We start from the raw sequence: 17,276 nt of genomic DNA, 5'->3' as shown, positions 1-17,276 counted from the left end.
CCTTCGACGTTGAAGGGCGGCTATATGTGGGTTGTTGGGAAAGCTAATGCAGCAGCTGTGCCAAGTTCCCATACCCCCAGTTTTATTGGGCGTTTAAATAGAGCCTCGGCGGATTTTGCTCATTAGTGGTGCAAAAGCCAGTACAGCAGCACCAGATTGATCAGCAGCGAAGCCACCGCCAGGGTTTGCCACACCTTGAGCGGTTCGCGTTCCAGCAGGGGGCGTGGCCGCAGGCTGAGTTCATGGCGGTCGGACTGTTCCATTACCAGCAGCCATTCTTCGGCGGTTTCATAGCGTTGTGCGGGCAGGGCGGCCACGGCACGTTCCAGGCTGTGGGGCAACCAATCCGGCAAGTCGGGACGATAGCGGCTGGCGCTGACCGGCTGGTTAAAGCGCGGGCGTTGGAAGGCTTCGATTTCGCCGTAGGGATAATGCCCGGTCAGCAGGTAATACAAGGTCACACCAACGCCATACAAATCCTGTTGCCCTGTAGGCTGCTCGCCACCGAAGGCTTCCGGTGCGATAAAGCTCGGAGTGCCGGGCAGCAGATGGGCGCGGTCTTCAGACAGCCCGGGGCAGTAGGCCAGGCCGAAGTCCAGCACACGCAGTTCGCCATCGTCTCCCAGCAGCAGGTTTTCCGGCTTGATATCGCGGTGCAGGATCTGCCGGCGATGCAACAGGCCCACGGCCCGCAGCAAACGTTCGGCGATCGTCTGCCACTGCGCCAGCGGCAGTGGGCCTTGCTGCTGGAACAGTTGGGCCAGGGTCTGCCCGGGATATTCGCGCATCACGTAGTACAAATGCTGACGACCACTGGCGGCATGCACTTCAGGAAAGGCACGGCCGGCGACCCGGCGCAGGAACCATTCTTCCGACAACAAGGCTTGGGCCGCGTCGGTGTCGTCATCGTGGCTCAGTGGCAGCGTCTTGAGCAGCCAGGGTTGTTGCTGGGCATCGCGGACACGGTACAACAGCGACTGGCGACTCTGGGCCAACACGCTCTCCACCCGCCAGCCCTCAAAGGTCTGGCCGGCCTTCAGCGCTGGCGGCAGCGGCCATTGCTGCAACTGCACCAGGGCGTCGCCGAGAGTGGCGGCGCCGAGTCGGTCGATACGCACCAGTAAGGCGCTGGCGTTGTCTTGGCTGCCGGCCAGGTGCGCAGCGTTGACCAGGGTGCTGACGGCCAGGTCGAGGTCGCTTTGTTCACGCAGGATCGTGCCGATGCTGGCGTCGCCCAGTGTCGCCCACACCCCGTCGCTGAGCAGCAGGAAGCATTCACCTTCGCGCAGTTCGCCATCGAGGAAATCCAGCACCAGATGCTGATCCAGGCCGAGGGCGCGCTTGAGCACATGTTGCATGCCCGGCTGTTCCCACACATGGTCTTCGCTGATGCGTTGCAACTCGCCGTCGAGCCAGCGATATACCCGGCAATCGCCGACATGGGCCAGGGTGAAACGCCGGCCGCGAAACACCAGGGCGCTCAAGGTGGTCAGCAACGGTTGCCCGCCGCCATTGGCCTGCAACCAGCGGTTCTGCGCCAGCAGCAGACGCTCCAGCGCCTGGGCCACGCCCCAGGTCTGCGGCGTGGCGTAGTAGTCCAGGGCCAGGGCCTGCAAGGTCGAGCGCGCGGCCAGACCACCGTCGGCGCATTGGCTGACGCCATCGGCCAATGCGCACAGATAGCCTTTGCTCGCCGCCAGTTCCGCCAGGGGCGTGACCACCCGCAGCGCATCCTGGTTTTCGCTGCGGGGTCCGATGGCGCTGGCTTGGGCGATGCTCAGTTGCAGGCTCATCAAACGCGTGCGGCGGTCACGGCGGCCGAACCCCAAGTGGTTCTCCAGCGCCGCTTCACGCCATGCAGGCCGAACCAGGCCAGCACACCGAGGCTGGCGAACAACCACAGGGCCAGTTGATAACTGCCGGTGCTCTGCTTGATCGCACCCATGCCCGCCGCGAGAGCGAAGCCACCGATACCGCCGGCCATGCCGATCAGCCCGGTCATCACGCCGATCTCACTACGAAAACGTTGCGGCACCAGTTGAAATACCGCGCCATTACCGGCACCAAGGCCGAGCATGGTGCAGACGAAAAGCGCCAGCGCCGCGTAGGAACTGGGCAGGTTGAAACCCACTGCCGCAATACAGATCACCGCCACGCTGTACATGCCGAGCAGGGTCTTGATCCCGCCGAAACGGTCCGCCAAGGCACCGCCCAAGGGCCGCATCAGGCTGCCGCCGAACACGCAGGCAGCGGTGTAGTAGCCGGCGGTCACCGGACTCAGGCCGTACTGGTCATTAAAGTAGCCGGGAAGGGCGCTGGCCAAACCGATAAAGCCACCGAAGGTCACGCTGTAGAAGAACATGAACCACCAGCTGTCGCGGTCGCCCAGGGCCTTAAAGTAGTCGGCCATGGATTTGGCTTTCGGCCGCTCTGGGGCATTGCGTGCGAGCCAGGCGAACACGATCAGCGTCAGCACCAGCGGAATCAGCGCAAAGCCGAACACATTGCTCCAGCCGAACGCGGCCGCCAGCACTGGTGCCAGCAAGGCGGCGAACACGGTGCCGGAGTTACCGGCCCCGGCGATGCCCATGGCCTTGCCCTGATGTTGCGCCGGGTACCACTGGGACGCCAAGGGCAGGGCGACCGCAAAGGAGGCACCGGCCATGCCCAGGAACAGGCCCAGCAGCAAGGCCTGCCCGTAGCTGTGGATCCCCAGTTTCCAGGCACAGAACAGCGCCACGATCACAATCACCTGGCCAATCAAACCTGCGGTCTTGGGCGATAGCTTATCGGCGAGCATGCCCATCAGAAAGCGCAGCAGCGCGCCGGCCAGGATCGGTGTCGCCACCACCAGGCCACGCTGTTGAGTGGTCAGTTGCAAATCGGCGGCGATCTGCACCGCCAACGGGCCCAGCAGGTACCAGACCATAAAGCTCAGATCGAAATACAGGAACGCGGCGAACAGGGTCGGGGTGTGCCCGGATTTCCAGAAGCTTGATTTCATCATGCACCTCAACGGTTGGGAGCTAGGGGACCAAAACGCAAAAAACGCCGCCACCAGGTTCGCGAGGGGCAAACCGGATGGGCGACGTCTTTGTCGTGGAGGGGCAACCGCCGTTGGCTACCTGTAAGGATTGTTTAGCAAGAGCTGAGCCAGATCAGCCGAGCAACTCGCTCATGGCAATAATCTGCTCCGCCACCTGGATCAGTTTCTGCTGGCGGCTCATGGCCTGGCGGCGCATCAGGGTGTAGGCCTCTTCTTCATTACAGTTCTTCATTTTCATCAACAGGCCCTTGGCCAACTCGATGCGCTTGCGCTCGGCCAACTGCTGGTCGCGGGCGTGCAGCTGGGCGCGCATGGCCTGGTCGCTCTCGAAGCGGGCCATGGCGACATCGAGGATCGGTTGCAAGCGCTGTGCCTGGATGCCTTCGACGATATAGGCACTGACTCCCGATTTGATCGCCTGGCGCATCACGTTCGGGTCGTGCTCATCGGTAAACATCACGATGGGCCGGGGCTGGTCGCGGCTGACCAGCACCACTTGCTCCATCACATCGCGGCCGGGTGACTCGGTATCGATCAGGATCACATCCGGGCGCACCGTTTCGACGCGTGCGGGCAGGTCAATGGTCAGGCCCGACTCATCGATCACCTCGAAACCGGCTTCGGTTAACGCGGCCTTGAGCCGACCGACTTTGCGCGGGGTGTCGTTGATCAACAGGATTCGTAACATGCTCGTGCTCCTGTCAGCGCAGCGCTTGGTGGCGGATGTCAGGCGCCATGGCATGCAAGCGGAAGCTGCGGGCGTAACCGGCGGGGTCGGAGCCGTCCCAGGTCTTGCCGTCGATCAACTGGCTGCTGCGCATATCCTCGTCGTAGGTGGTGATACCCAGCGCCGTGGCCGCCTGGCGATACAAGGCCAGTTGCTGCACCTGGCGGGCGACGCCGAGGTAGTCAGGCTCTTCACGCAGCAACCCCCAGCGCCGGAACTGGGTCATGAACCACATGCCGTCGCTGAGGTAGGGCAAGTTCACCTCGCCACCGGCGAAAAAACGCAATGCGTGGGGGTCTTGCCACTGGTTGCCGAGGCCGTCGTCATAATTGCCCAGCAGGCGGGGTTCGATAGTGTCCAGCGGTGCGTCGAGGTATTCGCGGGCGCTGAGCAAGCGGGCGGTGGAGCGACGGTTTTCAGTGCTCTGTTCGATAAATCGGCTGGCCTCGAGGATTGCCATGACCAGCAGGCGAGCCGTATTGGGGTAGGCATCGACAAAGGCCTGGGTGCAGCCCAGGACCTTTTCCGGATGATTCGGCCAGATTGCCTGAGTGGTCGCCAGGGTAAAGCCCTGTTGGTGTCGCACCGCACTGGCACTCCAGGGTTCGCCTACACAAAACCCGTCGATGCGCCCGGCCTGTAGGTGGGCGACCATCTGCGGCGGTGGCACCACCACGCTCTGAACGTCCTGCAATGGATGAATCCCCTGGCTCGCCAGCCAGTAATACAGCCACATGGCGTGGGTGCCCGTGGGAAACGTCTGGGCGAAGGTCAATTTTGTCCGACTTTGGTGCACATGGCGTTCCAGCGCTACAGGAGTGATCACCCCTTGGTTTTGCAGGCCCTGGGACAGGTTGATGCTTTGGCCGTTCTGGTTGAGCCCCATCAGCACCGCCATGGGGCAGGGGACGACGCCGCCGATGCCCAGATGCACGGCATAGACCAGCCCGTAGAGACTGTGGGCGGCGTCCAGTTCGCCGCTGACCAGCTTGTCACGCAGGTTGGCCCAGGACGATTGGCGCTTGAGATTCAGCGTCAAGCCATAGGGTTGGGCGAAGCCTTGGGTGGCGGCAACTACCAGCGAGGCGCAATCGGTCAATGCCATGAAGCCCAGGTCGAGGCTGCTTTTTTCCGGGGCGTCACTGCCGTTTACCCAAGCCAGTGGATCGTTCATCGACACCTGCCTTTTTTTCAAGAAAGCCGTGATTTCCAGGGGGGCCATGCAGGCCAATGCAGGGCAACCACGGCTATGTACGTAGGCTCGCCGAGTCTTTGGCGCGGGCCTGTTACAGAGTGCATAGCAAGGCACATGCCATGGGTTGGAAGGTGGGTTCTGCCGTCAGCTTTCCATCATGATTGAACCTCTTGCGCCTCGCAGTATGGCCGCTTCTTCAAGCCATACAGCCCAGGAATATCCACGGTGTACGCTGATTCACCCGTAACGATCAAATACCGCTGGCTGTACCTGGTGCTGATCTGTGGCGTGTTGTTGCTGGGCAGTTGCGCTGTCTGGTGTGAGGCCGTTGACCACCGGGCAATCTGAGCCTGTGTAACGTGCGTTTCTGCAAGCAGATCCTGAGTTTTTCCTCTGAAAAAGGCCTTTGTCCATGCATCTGGAAATACTGTTGCAGGAGCAACTGATCAGCCGCAAGCGTCTGGCTGCGTTCGCACCGGGGAAGGTGCTGCCCTTGGATCCAGGGGTAACCCGATGTGTGGAGGTGCGGGTCAATGGGCAACTGATGGCATTGGGTGAGCTGGTGCAACTGGAAGACCGGCTGGGGGTGGAGCTGCAGGAGACCTATCAGGAGTGGATCTCTCAATAAGGGCGGGTAGCGAATTTTCCTACCGGAAGGTGCAAAAAATAATCGGCTGAATGGGTTTTGTCCTAGCGCGGGCCGAAGTGCCGATTTCTATAGTTGTGACATTGGCGCGAGCTGGCACAGGAAATAAGGATTTTGAATGGCAGTAGTCGAATGCAGAGGTGCGTATGGTCGTCGTGAATGCTGAATCTGCGACTTCCCTGGTCTTTGCTCGCTGGACTTTGCATGGCGATGGCCGGTTGACGGGCGGGCACGCGGACATTCAGTTGCCACCCAAGGAGGGGCAGGTTCTGCGTCTGCTGCTGGCCTCCGGTGGCACGTTGATGACCAAGGACCGTTTGTTGGAACTGGCCTGGTCCCGGGGCGAGGTGGCCGATGAGTCACTGACGCGGTGCATTTACTCCCTGCGCAAGCACCTGGGAACCGATAAAGGGTTTATCAAGACTATCTATGGCAAGGGGTATCGTTTTACCTGCCCGGTGCGGGTGGTGAGCGACCCATCAAGGCACGTTATGCACGTGTGTTCATTCTGTGGTCAGGCCAGCAATGCTTAAGGGGGGGAGCAGGGGCCTGCTGCTCGGCTTGCTGATGGGCAGCAACCAGGCATTGGCCTACTGCTGGGACGAAATGGCCAGGCGATACGACCTGGAACCTGAGTTGTTGCAGGCCATCGCTGCGGTAGAGTCGGGTTACCGCTCCCAGGCAATGAACTACACCAACCGCAACGGCACGCGTGATATCGGCCTGATGCAGATCAACAGCATCCACCTGCCGCGTTTACTCAAGCAGGGCATTACCGAAGAGCGTCTGCTGAACGAGCCTTGCCTGTCAGTGGAGGTCGGTGCCTCGATCCTGGCTGAGTTTATCCAGCGTTTCGGATATAACTGGACGGCGGTGGGTGCCTACAACGTCGGGCCGGGGCCAGGCCCGCAGCGTGAGGCACTACGCCTGCGGTACGCAGAAAGGATCTGGGTGCGTTATGAAGCGCTGGTTTCGCAGCGCCGATGAGATCAGCGCGGCGCGCCTCGCATGCGGCCCGCCACCCCGGCTATAATCGGCGCCACCTTTTGCCGCCATCCGAGTCTAGCCCGCCCATGTATACCCTGGCCCGCCAGCTGTTGTTCAAACTTTCCCCGGAAACCTCCCACGATCTGTCCCTGGACCTGATCGGTGCCGGTGGCCGCCTGGGACTCAATGGCCTGGTATGCAAGGCTCCGGCGAAAATGCCGGTGTCGGTGATGGGGCTGGATTTCCCCAACCCGGTCGGCCTGGCAGCCGGCCTGGACAAGAACGGCGCAGCCATCGATGGGTTCGCGCAGCTTGGGTTCGGCTTTGTCGAAATCGGCACCGTGACTCCGCGGCCGCAACCGGGCAACCCCAAGCCCCGCATTTTTCGCTTGCCGGAAGCCGAGGCGATCATCAATCGCATGGGTTTCAACAACCTGGGCGTCGACCATCTGCTGGCGCGGGTCCAGGCGGCGAAGTACACAGGTATCCTGGGTATCAACATCGGCAAGAACTTCGATACGCCGGTTGAGCGTGCGGTGGATGACTACCTGATCTGCCTGGACAAGGTCTACGCCCACGCCAGCTATGTCACCGTCAACGTCAGTTCGCCCAATACCCCGGGCCTGCGTAGCCTGCAATTTGGTGACTCCCTCAAGCAATTGCTCGAAGCCTTGCGCCAACGCCAGGAAGATCTGGCCGTGCGCCACGGCAAGCGTGTGCCATTGGCAATCAAGATTGCCCCGGATATGAGCGATGAAGAAACCGTGCTGGTCGCCCAGGCCCTGGTGGAGTCGGGGATGGACGCAGTGATTGCGACCAATACCACCCTCAGCCGCGTGGGCGTCGAAGGCCTGGCCCATGGCGACGAGGCGGGCGGCCTGTCGGGTGCGCCGGTACGGGACAAGAGCACCCATATAGTCAAGGTGCTGGCGGCCGAGTTGGCCGGGCGTTTGCCGATCATCGCAGTGGGCGGTATTACCGAAGGCAAGCATGCAGCCGAGAAGATCGCGGCTGGCGCGAGCCTGGTGCAGCTGTACTCAGGCTTTATCTACAAGGGGCCGGCGCTGATTCGTCAGTCGGTGGATGCCATCGCGGCCTTACGCTGACGCTGACGGCTAACCGGCAGGTAATAAAAAGGGCTCCATAAAGGAGCCCCTGGGCCGAAGCCCGCCGCCCGGATGGGGCGCGCGTGGTTAAGTCATTACATATTCAGAGGTGGTGTGTCGGAATTTAATGCCCTGATTAGCCGACGGCGTGAAGTTCGTTGAGTCTGTGGATGCCCGCAGTGCCAGTCATACCGTCCCAGTTGTCGCCGCGTCCTTCTCGCCAGCCGTTGATCCAGGCTTGGCGTACCGACGGTAGAGTAAATGGGCAAAGCTCACGGGATTTTCCATGAACACCATATTGATATCCGCGTAAAAATGCTCTTTCCAACGGATCACGCTTAAGTCTTCTCATAGGGTGTTTCCCTCACTTGTTGACTGTCTAGATATCCTTCGGCCTTGTCCAAGGCCGGGCAGAGTTTTTCTGCCGTTGGTGGGCTCGCTGCCGGCGTGGCGAGCCGATGTGTCGGCGTCGTGACGGCGCCAACCTGTGTTGAGTTCTAACCAATAGGTCACATGGATTCAATGATCGTTTTGTCATAAGCACGTAACGATAACGATGCTATAGCCATAAGCTGGGATGGCTTTTCGTCCCTTTTATTGGGCAAAGCCAGCTATGATGTGCCCTGCAAAGAGAAAGGGTTTAATCCTTTAGTGAGAATTTCCGCCTGTTGCAGTCGGTTATTATTCGACGAAGGGTCAGATTATTTCTTTTTGTTGCGGATGTAATCGCTAAAAAGTTCTCTCTGCCCCGTCAACAAAGGCCCGAGGGCCCGTCAGACGGGGTGGAACGGCACATTCGTGCCACGCGAGCACTCTTCAAGAAAAGTGCTTGATTGAAAACCGAGCCGGCGATGCGTCGCCCGTTCATTTATTGCTGAAAAGCCTGGAATGCCCCATGTCGGACCGTTTTGAACTCTTCCTCACTTGCCCCAAAGGCCTCGAAGGCCTGCTGATCGAGGAAGCCGTCGGGCTTGGCCTTGAGGAAGCCCGCGAGCACACCTCGGCTGTGCGCGGCATGGCCGACATGGAAACCGCGTACCGCCTGTGCCTGTGGTCGCGCCTGGCCAACCGTGTGCTGCTGGTACTCAAGCGCTTCCCGATGAAGGATGCCGAGGACCTCTATCATGGCGTGCTGGATATCGAATGGGCCGACCACATGGTGCCCGATGGCAGCCTGGCGGTGGAGTTCAGCGGTCATGGCTCGGGCATCGACAACACCCACTTCGGCGCGCTGAAGGTCAAGGATGCAATCGTCGACAAGCTGCGCACCCCTACCGGCGAACGTCCGTCCATCGACAAGATCAACCCCGACCTGCGCATCCATCTGCGCCTGGACCGTGGCGAAGCGATCCTGTCCCTGGACCTGTCCGGCCACAGCCTGCACCAGCGCGGCTACCGCCTGCAGCAGGGCGCGGCACCGTTGAAGGAGAACCTGGCTGCGGCGATTTTGATCCGCGCCGGCTGGCCACGCATCGCTGCCGAAGGCGGCGCGTTGACTGACCCGATGTGCGGCGTCGGCACCTTCCTGGTCGAAGGCGCGATGATTGCCGCCGACATGGCCCCCAACCTCAACCGCGAACTGTGGGGCTTCACCACCTGGTTGGGCCACGTCCCGGCGCTGTGGAAGAAGCTGCACAGCGAGGCCGCCGAGCGCGCGGCCATCGGCATGAACAAACCGCCGTTGTGGGTACGCGGCTACGAAGCTGACCCACGCCTGATCCAGCCGGCACGCAACAACATCGAGCGCGCTGGCCTGAGCCATTGGATCAAGGTGTATCAGGGCGAAGTCGGCACCTTCGAGCCGCGCCCGGACCAGAACCAGAAAGGCCTGGTGATCTGCAACCCGCCCTACGGCGAGCGTCTGGGTGACGAAGCCAGCCTGTTGTACCTCTACCAGAACCTCGGCGAGCGCCTGCGCCAGGCGTGCATGGGCTGGGAAGCGGCGGTGTTCACCGGCGCGCCGGACCTGGGCAAGCGTATGGGCATCCGCAGTCACAAGCAGTATTCGTTCTGGAACGGTGCATTGCCGTGCAAATTGCTGCTGATCAAGGTCAATCCGGATCAGTTCGTCACTGGCGAGCGTCGCACTCCGGAACAGCGTCAGGCCGAGCGTGAGCAAGCGGCCTACGACCAGGCCCCTACCGAGCCGGTCGAGCGCCAGTACAACAAGAACGGCAACCCGATCAAGCCGGCCCCGGCACCCGTGGTGGAACAGGCACGCTTGAGCGAAGGCGGGCAGATGTTTGCCAACCGCCTGCAAAAGAACCTCAAGCTGTTGGGCAAATGGGCCAAGCGTGAAGGCGTGGATTGCTACCGTGTGTATGACGCTGACATGCCTGAATACTCCATGGCCATCGACCTGTACCACGATTGGGTGCATGTGCAGGAATACGCCGCGCCGAAATCCATCGACCCGGAAAAAGCCTCGGCCCGCATGTTCGATGCCCTGGCAGCGATTCCCCAGGCCCTTAACGTCGACAAGAGCCGCGTGGTGGTCAAGCGTCGTGAGCGCCAGAGCGGTACCAAGCAATACGAGCGCCAGAGCGCCCAGGGCAAATTCACCGAAGTCAGCGAAGGCGGCGTGAAGTTGCTGGTCAACCTCACCGACTACCTGGACACCGGCCTGTTCCTCGACCACCGCCCGATGCGCATGCGTATCCAGAAGGAAGCGGCGGGCAAGCGCTTCCTCAACCTGTATTGCTACACCGCCACCGCCAGTGTGCACGCCGCCAAGGGCGGTGCGCGCAGCACCACCAGCGTCGACCTGTCCAAGACTTACCTGGACTGGGCGCGTCGCAACTTCTCGCTTAACGGTTTCTCCGACAAAAACCGCCTGGAGCAGGGTGACGTGATGGCCTGGCTGGAAGCCAGCCGTGATGAGTTCGATATGATTTTCATCGACCCGCCAACCTTCTCCAACTCCAAGCGCATGGAGGGCATCTTCGACGTGCAGCGCGACCACGTGCAGTTGCTCGACCTGGCCATGGCCCGCCTGGCACCGGGTGGCGTGTTGTACTTCTCCAACAACTTCCGCAAGTTCCAGCTCGAAGACAACCTCAGTGAACGCTATGCGGTCGAGGAGATCAGCGACAAGACTATCGACCCGGATTTTGCGCGCAATGCGAAGATCCACCGGGCCTGGAAAATCACCGCACGCTGATTTTTCCCTGTAGGAGCGAGCTTGCTCGCGAAGATCGTCAACGATAACGCGGATATCCTGGATGAACGCGGTGCCTGTGAGTTTTTCGCGAGCAAGCTCGCTCCTACAGTAAGCTTCTGTGGCGAGGGAGCAAACTCCCTCGCCACAATAAGCCCGTTGACGGTTTTGCACTGGTCAAACCCATGACCGATGGCTATAACTTAAGCCCTAGCCAAAGTGACACCCCCGCACGCTGGCGTTGTGAGTGTTGCTTATGCCGATGCAAGCCGTCCGCCCGAAAATCCTTGGTTTTATCAGTGAGCAGGCATCGGCTTGGCTGGTGGCGTTGGTGGTGTTATTGGCCGGCAGCGCGCTGACGCTGATAGTCGCATGGGCGGCTGCCGACCTGTATCAGCAACAAGTGCGCCAGCGGTTCCAGTTACTGGTCAACGAACGCTATACCCGCATTCAAGAACGTTTTGAAGACCAGGAACAACGCCTGGGTAGCTTGCAGCGTTTTTTCGTCAACTCCGGCGACGTGTCCCGTGCCGAGTTCGACGGTTTCGCCCAACCGCTGTTGTTGAATGCCCGTGCCTATGCCTGGGCGCCGCGCATATTTCGCGAGCAACGCAGCCTGTTTGAACAGGACATTTCCCGCCAACGTGGCGTCCCTTTCAGCATCCGTGAACTGAACACTGTGGGTGAGTTGGCGCGCGCCGCCGAGCGCGATGAATACGTGCCGGTGCTCTACAGCCAGACGCAAAGCTTGCTGGGCTCGCCGTTGGGGTTTGACCTGCTGGCCCAGCCTCTGCGGCGCTCGGTGCTGGAACGCGCCCAACACAGCGGCAAGTTGGCGGTATCACAACCCATGCAATTAGTGGGCGTGGAGCCTGCTTATGCGGCAGGTGTACTGCTGGTGGCTCCCGTGAGCAAAGTTGCCGGTACCGAGCCCTACGGTTTTGTCATGGCGGTGATCAGCATGCGCCAGTTGGTTGCCGATGGCTTGCCCCGGTCGAACCGCGACAATCTGGTGATGCAGATCGTCGACACTTCCGACACTCAGCAACGGGTGTTGTATGAGTCCAGCAATGCCGTGGGCGACAGCGACTTAAGGGCAGCGCGCCGTCTCGCCCTGGGGGATCATGTCTATGCCCTGAGCCTGCGTGCGAGCGAAATATTCGACAAGTCCAACCATTCCTCGATGCGCGCCATCCTGGCCATGGGCGTGTTGCTCAGCGCCTTGCTCAGTGCGTTGCTCTACGTGCTGGTCAGCCAGCGTCAGCGAGCCCTGAAGCTGGTGGAGCAACGCACCGTGCAGTTACGCGCCCGAGAGCAGGAGTTGCGCGGTGCCCATGGGCAATTGCGCAGTGTGCTCAATGCAGCGACTCAAGTGGCCATCATCGCCACGGACTTGCGCGGTGTGATCAATACCTTCAATGCCGGCGCCGAACAGATGCTGGGCTTGAAAGCTGAGGAGGTGCTGGGCCACCTGACGCTGGAGAGCTTGCATGTGGGCGTGGAGCTCGAAGCGCGCGCGGGGCTTTTAAGCCTGGCGCTAGGCAAGCGTATTCCGCCGAGCCAGGCGATGCTGGTGGAAAGCCCGGACAGCCAGCATGAAGCCCGCGAGTGGACGCTGGTACGCAAGGACGGCAGCCAGTTGACAGTCAACATGCTCGCGACCGTGCTCTTGGATGACTATGGCTTGTGGGTCGGGTACCTGGCGATTTACCTGGACGTCACCCAACAAAAGCGCGCCTATGAGGCCTTGGCCGCCCGTGACCGCCTGCTGAAGAAACTCAGTGCGCATGTGCCGGGCGGGATCTTCCAGTTCACCCATGAGCCCCAGGATAATTGGCGCTTTATCTATGCCAGCGAAGGCATGCGCGATATCTATGAAATTGAACTGAGTGTGTTGCAGCAGGATGCGGGCAAGGTATTCGAGCGCATTCATCCTCTGGACGCCGAGCGCGTGCGCGCCTCGATACGCTTGTCGGCGCTGCAGCTGAGCCATTGGCGCGAAGAGTACCGTGTGCAATTACCCCAGCGCGGCTTGCGCTGGATTCGCGGCGAGGCTACGCCTGAGGAGTTACCGGGAGGTGGAACGCTTTGGCACGGTTATGTATCGGATATCTCCGACCTTAAACGGGTCGAGGAAGAACTGCGTGCGCTGTCGATCACCGATTCCCTGACGGGGATCTATAACCGTCGCTACTTCCAGGATCGTCTCAAGGGCGAGGTGCTTCGGCTTAATCGCAACTGCGGTGCGTTGTCGCTGATCATGCTTGATATCGATCACTTCAAGCGCATCAATGATCAGCACGGGCACGGGGTGGGCGACGCAGTGCTGCAGGAGTTGTGCAAGCGCATAGGCCAACGCGTACGCCGCACCGACGTGTTTTGCCGGCTGGGTGGGGAAGAGTTCGCGGTGCTGTGCCCCAATACTGATGGCACCCAGGCCTATAGCCTGGCGACTCAGTTGTGGCAGTCGTTGCGCGACACGTCGATGGAACAGGTGGGCATCGTCACCGCCAGCTTTGGCGTGGCCAGCTGGCGGATTGATGAAGATATCGACGGATTGCTGCTGCGCGCTGATTCGGCGGTGTACGTGGCCAAGCAGGCGGGCAGGGACAGGGTCGAGGCGTGTGGAAGTGGGCAAGCCCTAATGCCAGACGGTTTGTAGGAGCGAGATTGCTCGCGAAAAAACATCGGCGCCGCGTTTATTCAGGAGACACGCGTTATCGCTGAGGTTTTTCGCGAGCAAGCTCGCTCCTACAGGGTAGTGTGATGCTTTAGAGAACCGGCGCGGCGGCAACGGCCTTCGGCTGGCGATACAGGTCCAGCAGCACCTGGTCCAGCACCGACGAGGCGCCCCACGGTTTGTTGTCATTGAGGATCGCCACCACCGCCCAGGTATTGCCGTTGTTGTCGCGGCTGTACCCGGCAATGGCACGCACGGTATTCAATGTGCCGGTCTTCACATGGGCTTCGCCGCGCATGGCGGTGGTCTTCAGGCGTCTGCGCATCGTGCCGTCGGTGCCGGCGATTGGCATCGAGCTGATGTACTCCGCCGCATAGGGGCTTCTCCAGGCCGCTTGCAGCATGGCCGCCATTTCGCGGGCGCTGACCCGTTCGGCGCGGGACAGGCCAGAGCCGTTTTCCATCACCAGGTGCGGCGCGGTGATGCCTTTCTTCGCCAGCCACTGGCGCACGACGCGTTGCGCGGCCTTGGCATCGTCTCCATCGGCATCGTTGCGAAACTGCGCGCCCAGGCTCAGGAACAACTGCTGGGCCATGGTGTTGTTGCTGTACTTGTTGATGTCGCGGATGATTTCCGCCAGGTCCGGTGAGAACGCACGGGCCAGCACCTTGGCGTCCTTGGGCACCGGCGCCTGGATATCACGGCCCTGGATGGTGCCGCCCAATTCCTTCCAGATTGCACGCACGGCACCGGCGGTGTAAGTGGCGTGGTCAAGCAGCGACAGGTAAGTCTGCGAGCTGCAGCCATCGGCCAGTTGGCCGCTGACAGTCACGGTCACACTGCCGTCGGCGGCAGTCACGGGGCTGTAGCGCACATCACCGGTGCACTGCTTGGCGTTGGTGACCTTCACTTGGTTATCTATACGAATGCTGGCAATCGGCGGCTCAACCGACACGATCACCCGCCCCGAATCGTTGCGGGTCACGAAGCGCAGGGCCTTGAGGTTGACCAGCAGGGCATCGGGCTTGACCAGGAACGGCTTGTTTTCGTCATTGCCGTCGTCGTTGAACTCAGGCAATTGCGGCTGGTTGAAGAAGTTGCGGTCCAGTACCAGGTCGCCAGTGACTTGCTGCACGCCGTTGGCGCGCAGGTCGCGCATCAGCAGCCAGAGTTTTTCCATGTTCAGCTTGGGGTCGCCACCGCCCTTGAGGTACAGGTTGCCGCGCAACACGCCGCCGCTGAGGGTGCCGTCGGTGTAGAACTCGGTCTTCCACTGGTGGTTGGGGCCGAGCATTTCCAGGGCCGCGTAGGTGGTGACCAGCTTCATGGTAGAGGCCGGGTTCACTGAGACATCGGCGTTGAAGACGGTGGGTGTGCCGGGGCCGTTCAGTGGCAGCATCACCAGGGACAGCGCGGTGTTTTGCAGCTTGGCTTTCTGCAGGGCCTGGGCAACGCTGGGCGGCAGGGTGGTATTAATAGGGGCAGCAGTGGCACAGAAGGCCAGTGGCAAGAGGAAACCGGCGACTAACACTGAACGTAAAGATTTGATCATAAGAGGTAAAACCCTACTGCTGAGGAGGGTGAAAAGGTGAGGGGTATGAAAGAAAATCCCTCAATGGTCACGAAAGTGTCGGCATTATGCCCCAAGCTGGAACCACTTGTAGCTCAACGATAGCTGCTAATCGCGGTTTTTTTGTCGGCAATTGCCCGCCCGTCCCAGAGAGTCGGGCAATTGCCGCCTTAAACTGCTAAAGTGCCGCCCGTTATTACTTATGAGGATTGTTCCAATGGCGACTAACCGTTCCCAGCGTCTGCGCAAAAAACTGTGCGTTGATGAATTTCAAGAGCTGGGTTTCGAACTGAACCTGGACTTCAACGAAGGCCTGAGTGAAGAAGCTATCGACGCTTTCCTCGAAGCATTCATCAAAGAAGCCATGGAAGCCAACGGCCTGGGCTATGTCGGCGGCGACGACTACGGTCTGGTTTGCCTGCAGAAGCGTGGCTCGGTTTCCGAAGAGCAGCGCGCTGCTGTTGAAGCCTGGCTGAAAACCCGTTCCGAGCTGACCAAGGCTGAAGTCAGCCCGCTGCTGGACGTGTGGTATCCGGAAAAGCCGATCAACGCGGCCAAGTGATACTAAAAAAAACGGCGACCTGAGCAGACTGTGTGAAAACCTAGCAATCTGCCGGCCGGTTAAAGAAAATGCCCGTATCGCAAGATACGGGCATTTTGCTTATGCGCTATATCCAAGGTGAAGACCGCTCCCAGAGCGCTCTGTTTCCACTTTCGTTGGACGAACTTATCCCCGATGACCATCTGGTTCGGGTGATCGAGGCCTACATTTCCCTGCTGGACCTTGAGCAGTTGGGTTTCGACAAAGCCAGACCCAAGGCCACGGGACGCCCTTCGTACGATCCTGCCGATCTGCTCAAACTCTATCTGTACGGCTATTTCCAGCGTATTCGCTCGTCGCGACGACTCGAGGCCGAGTGTCAGCGCAACGTTGAAGTCATGTGGCTGTTGGGCCGACTGGCCCCTGACTTCAAAACCATCGCTGATTTTCGCCGCGACAACAGTGCGGCGTTCAGCGCCACCTGCCGCGCCTTTGTTCAGTTTTGCCGACACGCTGGCCTGATTGCTGGCGAGCTGGTGGCCATCGATGGCAGCAAGTTTCAGGCGGTGGCTTCGAATCGAAAGCACATGACGCCGAAAAAGCTCAAACACCAGGAAGCGGCGCTCGAGAAGCGCATTGAACGCTATTTGGCGCAGCTCGATGAGGCGGATCGTGGCGAGGAAGGGGAATCCATTGACCGCTCGGCGGTGCAGGCGACGCTTCGGGAGTTGCAGGTAAAAAAGGCCAATAACCAGACCTGCCAACTGCTCATGGAAGCTCAAGGTCTGGTTCAACACATTGTGGGCGAGTCCGATGCGCAAAAAATGCGCACGCCTTCTGGCAAGTTCGTGGCGTACAACATCCAAAGCGCCGTGGACGCTGAACATTGTCTGATTCTGCACCACGAGGTAACTCAGGATGGCTCTGATCGGCAGCAGCTTGAGCCAATGGCAAAAGCTGCTAAAACCGAGCTGAATCAATCGCAATTAAGCGTCACGGCCGATGCCGGCTACTCCAATGGCGAACAGTTTCAAGCCTGTGAAGATGTCGGCATCATGGCCTTCGTACCGCCTAATCGCTCGGTCAACAATCAAGGTGACGGTACTGAGTTTTTTGATCGCACGGACTTCAAGTACGAGGAACAACGCGACGCTTATCAATGCCCTGGCGGTAAATGGCTAACACTTAAGCAGATGAACAAAAGCAATCGGATTTATCAGGCGACTATCGCCGATTGTGGCGTTTGTCCGTTAAAAAGCCGCTGTACCAAAACGAGCCGCCGCCACCTCACGCGCCATGCTCATGAAGCCGCTTTTGAACGGATGGAGCAGCGAATGCGGGCCCATCCCGAGATGATGGCTAGCCGACGATCTATCGTCGAACACCCCTTCGGCAATCTCAAGCAATGGCTATTTGGCAATGGCCGGTTCTTGCTACGACAGCTGAAAGGCGCCAGAGCCGAAATGGCACTGGCGGTACAAGCCTACAACCTGAAAAGGGCGATCAAGGTGCTCGGAGCACAAAAGCTGATGGCGTTGATGGGCTGAGAGGCCCATTATTTTTCAGATTTCAGAAAAGCCAATGCCCCGACAAGTCGGGGCATTGGCTTTTAAACAGCGGC

Annotated in this window: 15 protein-coding genes; 9 read left to right on the top strand and 6 right to left on the bottom strand. The window is 60.2% G+C overall.

Annotated elements, in window-relative coordinates:
- Positions 1 to 122: 122 nt before the first annotated feature.
- The 4 genes from KVH01_RS24460 to KVH01_RS24445 all read right to left on the bottom strand — a co-directional run bounded on the left by KVH01_RS24460 (position 123) and on the right by KVH01_RS24445 (position 4,947).
- On the bottom strand, positions 123 to 1,793 hold the full coding sequence (locus KVH01_RS24460; RefSeq protein WP_217883225.1) for a bifunctional protein-serine/threonine kinase/phosphatase: 1,671 nt from the start codon (positions 1,791 to 1,793) through the stop codon (positions 123 to 125).
- Positions 1,793 to 3,004 carry a nitrate/nitrite transporter gene (locus tag KVH01_RS24455; protein WP_217883226.1) on the bottom strand — a complete coding sequence of 404 codons (1,212 nt, stop codon included), beginning with the start codon at positions 3,002 to 3,004 and terminating at the stop codon, positions 1,793 to 1,795. The genes KVH01_RS24460 and KVH01_RS24455 overlap by 1 nt, the downstream gene beginning before the upstream one ends.
- 154 nt (positions 3,005 to 3,158) lie before the next feature.
- The gene (locus KVH01_RS24450; protein WP_043047073.1) at positions 3,159 to 3,734 is read right to left on the bottom strand and encodes an ANTAR domain-containing response regulator; all 576 of its coding nucleotides are present in this window, start codon (positions 3,732 to 3,734) and stop codon (positions 3,159 to 3,161) included.
- Positions 3,735 to 3,747: 13 nt separating this feature from the next.
- Complete coding sequence (locus tag KVH01_RS24445) at positions 3,748 to 4,947, bottom strand: CmpA/NrtA family ABC transporter substrate-binding protein (RefSeq protein ID WP_217883206.1); 1,200 nt, start codon at positions 4,945 to 4,947, stop codon at positions 3,748 to 3,750.
- Between the two features lie 246 nt (positions 4,948 to 5,193).
- On the opposite strand from KVH01_RS24445, the gene KVH01_RS30360 reads away from it, so the two are divergent.
- From KVH01_RS30360 to KVH01_RS24425, 5 genes are all read left to right on the top strand, one after another.
- Positions 5,194 to 5,316: a hypothetical protein gene (locus tag KVH01_RS30360; RefSeq protein WP_264083751.1), complete on the top strand. Its 123-nt coding sequence runs from the start codon at positions 5,194 to 5,196 to the stop codon at positions 5,314 to 5,316.
- A 64-nt stretch (positions 5,317 to 5,380) separates the two neighbouring features.
- On the top strand, positions 5,381 to 5,596 hold the full coding sequence (locus tag KVH01_RS24440; protein WP_043047071.1) for a FliM/FliN family flagellar motor switch protein: 216 nt from the start codon (positions 5,381 to 5,383) through the stop codon (positions 5,594 to 5,596).
- A 164-nt stretch (positions 5,597 to 5,760) separates the two neighbouring features.
- Positions 5,761 to 6,147, top strand: coding sequence for a winged helix-turn-helix domain-containing protein (locus KVH01_RS24435; RefSeq protein ID WP_217883205.1), 387 nt, complete (start codon positions 5,761 to 5,763; stop codon positions 6,145 to 6,147).
- Positions 6,140 to 6,601: a transglycosylase SLT domain-containing protein gene (locus tag KVH01_RS24430; protein WP_043047069.1), complete on the top strand. Its 462-nt coding sequence runs from the start codon at positions 6,140 to 6,142 to the stop codon at positions 6,599 to 6,601. Before KVH01_RS24435 ends, KVH01_RS24430 begins: the two co-directional genes overlap by 8 nt.
- 86 nt (positions 6,602 to 6,687) lie before the next feature.
- Positions 6,688 to 7,707: a quinone-dependent dihydroorotate dehydrogenase gene (locus tag KVH01_RS24425; RefSeq protein ID WP_043047068.1), complete on the top strand. Its 1,020-nt coding sequence runs from the start codon at positions 6,688 to 6,690 to the stop codon at positions 7,705 to 7,707.
- 136 nt (positions 7,708 to 7,843) lie between these two features.
- On the opposite strand, the gene rmf is transcribed toward KVH01_RS24425, so the two are convergent.
- Positions 7,844 to 8,059 (bottom strand): ribosome modulation factor, encoded by a 216-nt coding sequence (gene rmf, locus KVH01_RS24420; protein WP_002553055.1) that lies wholly within the window; start codon positions 8,057 to 8,059, stop codon positions 7,844 to 7,846.
- A gap of 543 nt (positions 8,060 to 8,602) precedes the next feature.
- Between rmf and rlmKL the strand changes: the two genes are divergently transcribed.
- Both rlmKL and KVH01_RS24410 read left to right on the top strand, forming a co-directional pair.
- A complete protein-coding gene (gene rlmKL, locus KVH01_RS24415) occupies positions 8,603 to 10,867 on the top strand; it encodes a bifunctional 23S rRNA (guanine(2069)-N(7))-methyltransferase RlmK/23S rRNA (guanine(2445)-N(2))-methyltransferase RlmL (protein ID WP_043047067.1) in 2,265 nt (754 codons plus the stop codon).
- 253 nt (positions 10,868 to 11,120) lie between these two features.
- Positions 11,121 to 13,526 carry a sensor domain-containing diguanylate cyclase gene (locus KVH01_RS24410; protein ID WP_217883204.1) on the top strand — a complete coding sequence of 802 codons (2,406 nt, stop codon included), beginning with the start codon at positions 11,121 to 11,123 and terminating at the stop codon, positions 13,524 to 13,526.
- 109 nt (positions 13,527 to 13,635) lie between these two features.
- Here the strand turns inward: KVH01_RS24410 and dacB are convergent, their stop codons facing one another.
- Complete coding sequence (gene dacB / locus KVH01_RS24405; RefSeq protein WP_217883203.1) at positions 13,636 to 15,096, bottom strand: D-alanyl-D-alanine carboxypeptidase/D-alanyl-D-alanine endopeptidase; 1,461 nt, start codon at positions 15,094 to 15,096, stop codon at positions 13,636 to 13,638.
- A 235-nt stretch (positions 15,097 to 15,331) separates the two neighbouring features.
- Here dacB and KVH01_RS24400 point away from each other — a divergent pair, with 235 nt between their 5' ends.
- On the top strand, positions 15,332 to 15,676 hold the full coding sequence (locus KVH01_RS24400; protein WP_003193255.1) for a YggL family protein: 345 nt from the start codon (positions 15,332 to 15,334) through the stop codon (positions 15,674 to 15,676).
- 101 nt (positions 15,677 to 15,777) lie between these two features.
- Positions 15,778 to 17,202, top strand: a complete 1,425-nt coding sequence (locus KVH01_RS24395) for an IS1182 family transposase (RefSeq protein ID WP_217880603.1) — start codon at positions 15,778 to 15,780, stop codon at positions 17,200 to 17,202.
- Positions 17,203 to 17,276 lie beyond the last annotated feature (74 nt).

Source organism: Pseudomonas khavaziana (assembly GCF_019145205.1).
Lineage (GTDB): Bacteria > Pseudomonadota > Gammaproteobacteria > Pseudomonadales > Pseudomonadaceae > Aquipseudomonas > Aquipseudomonas khavaziana.
The sequence above is the reverse complement of the archived record's forward strand: the minus strand, read 5'-3'. Positions and strand labels throughout refer to the sequence as shown.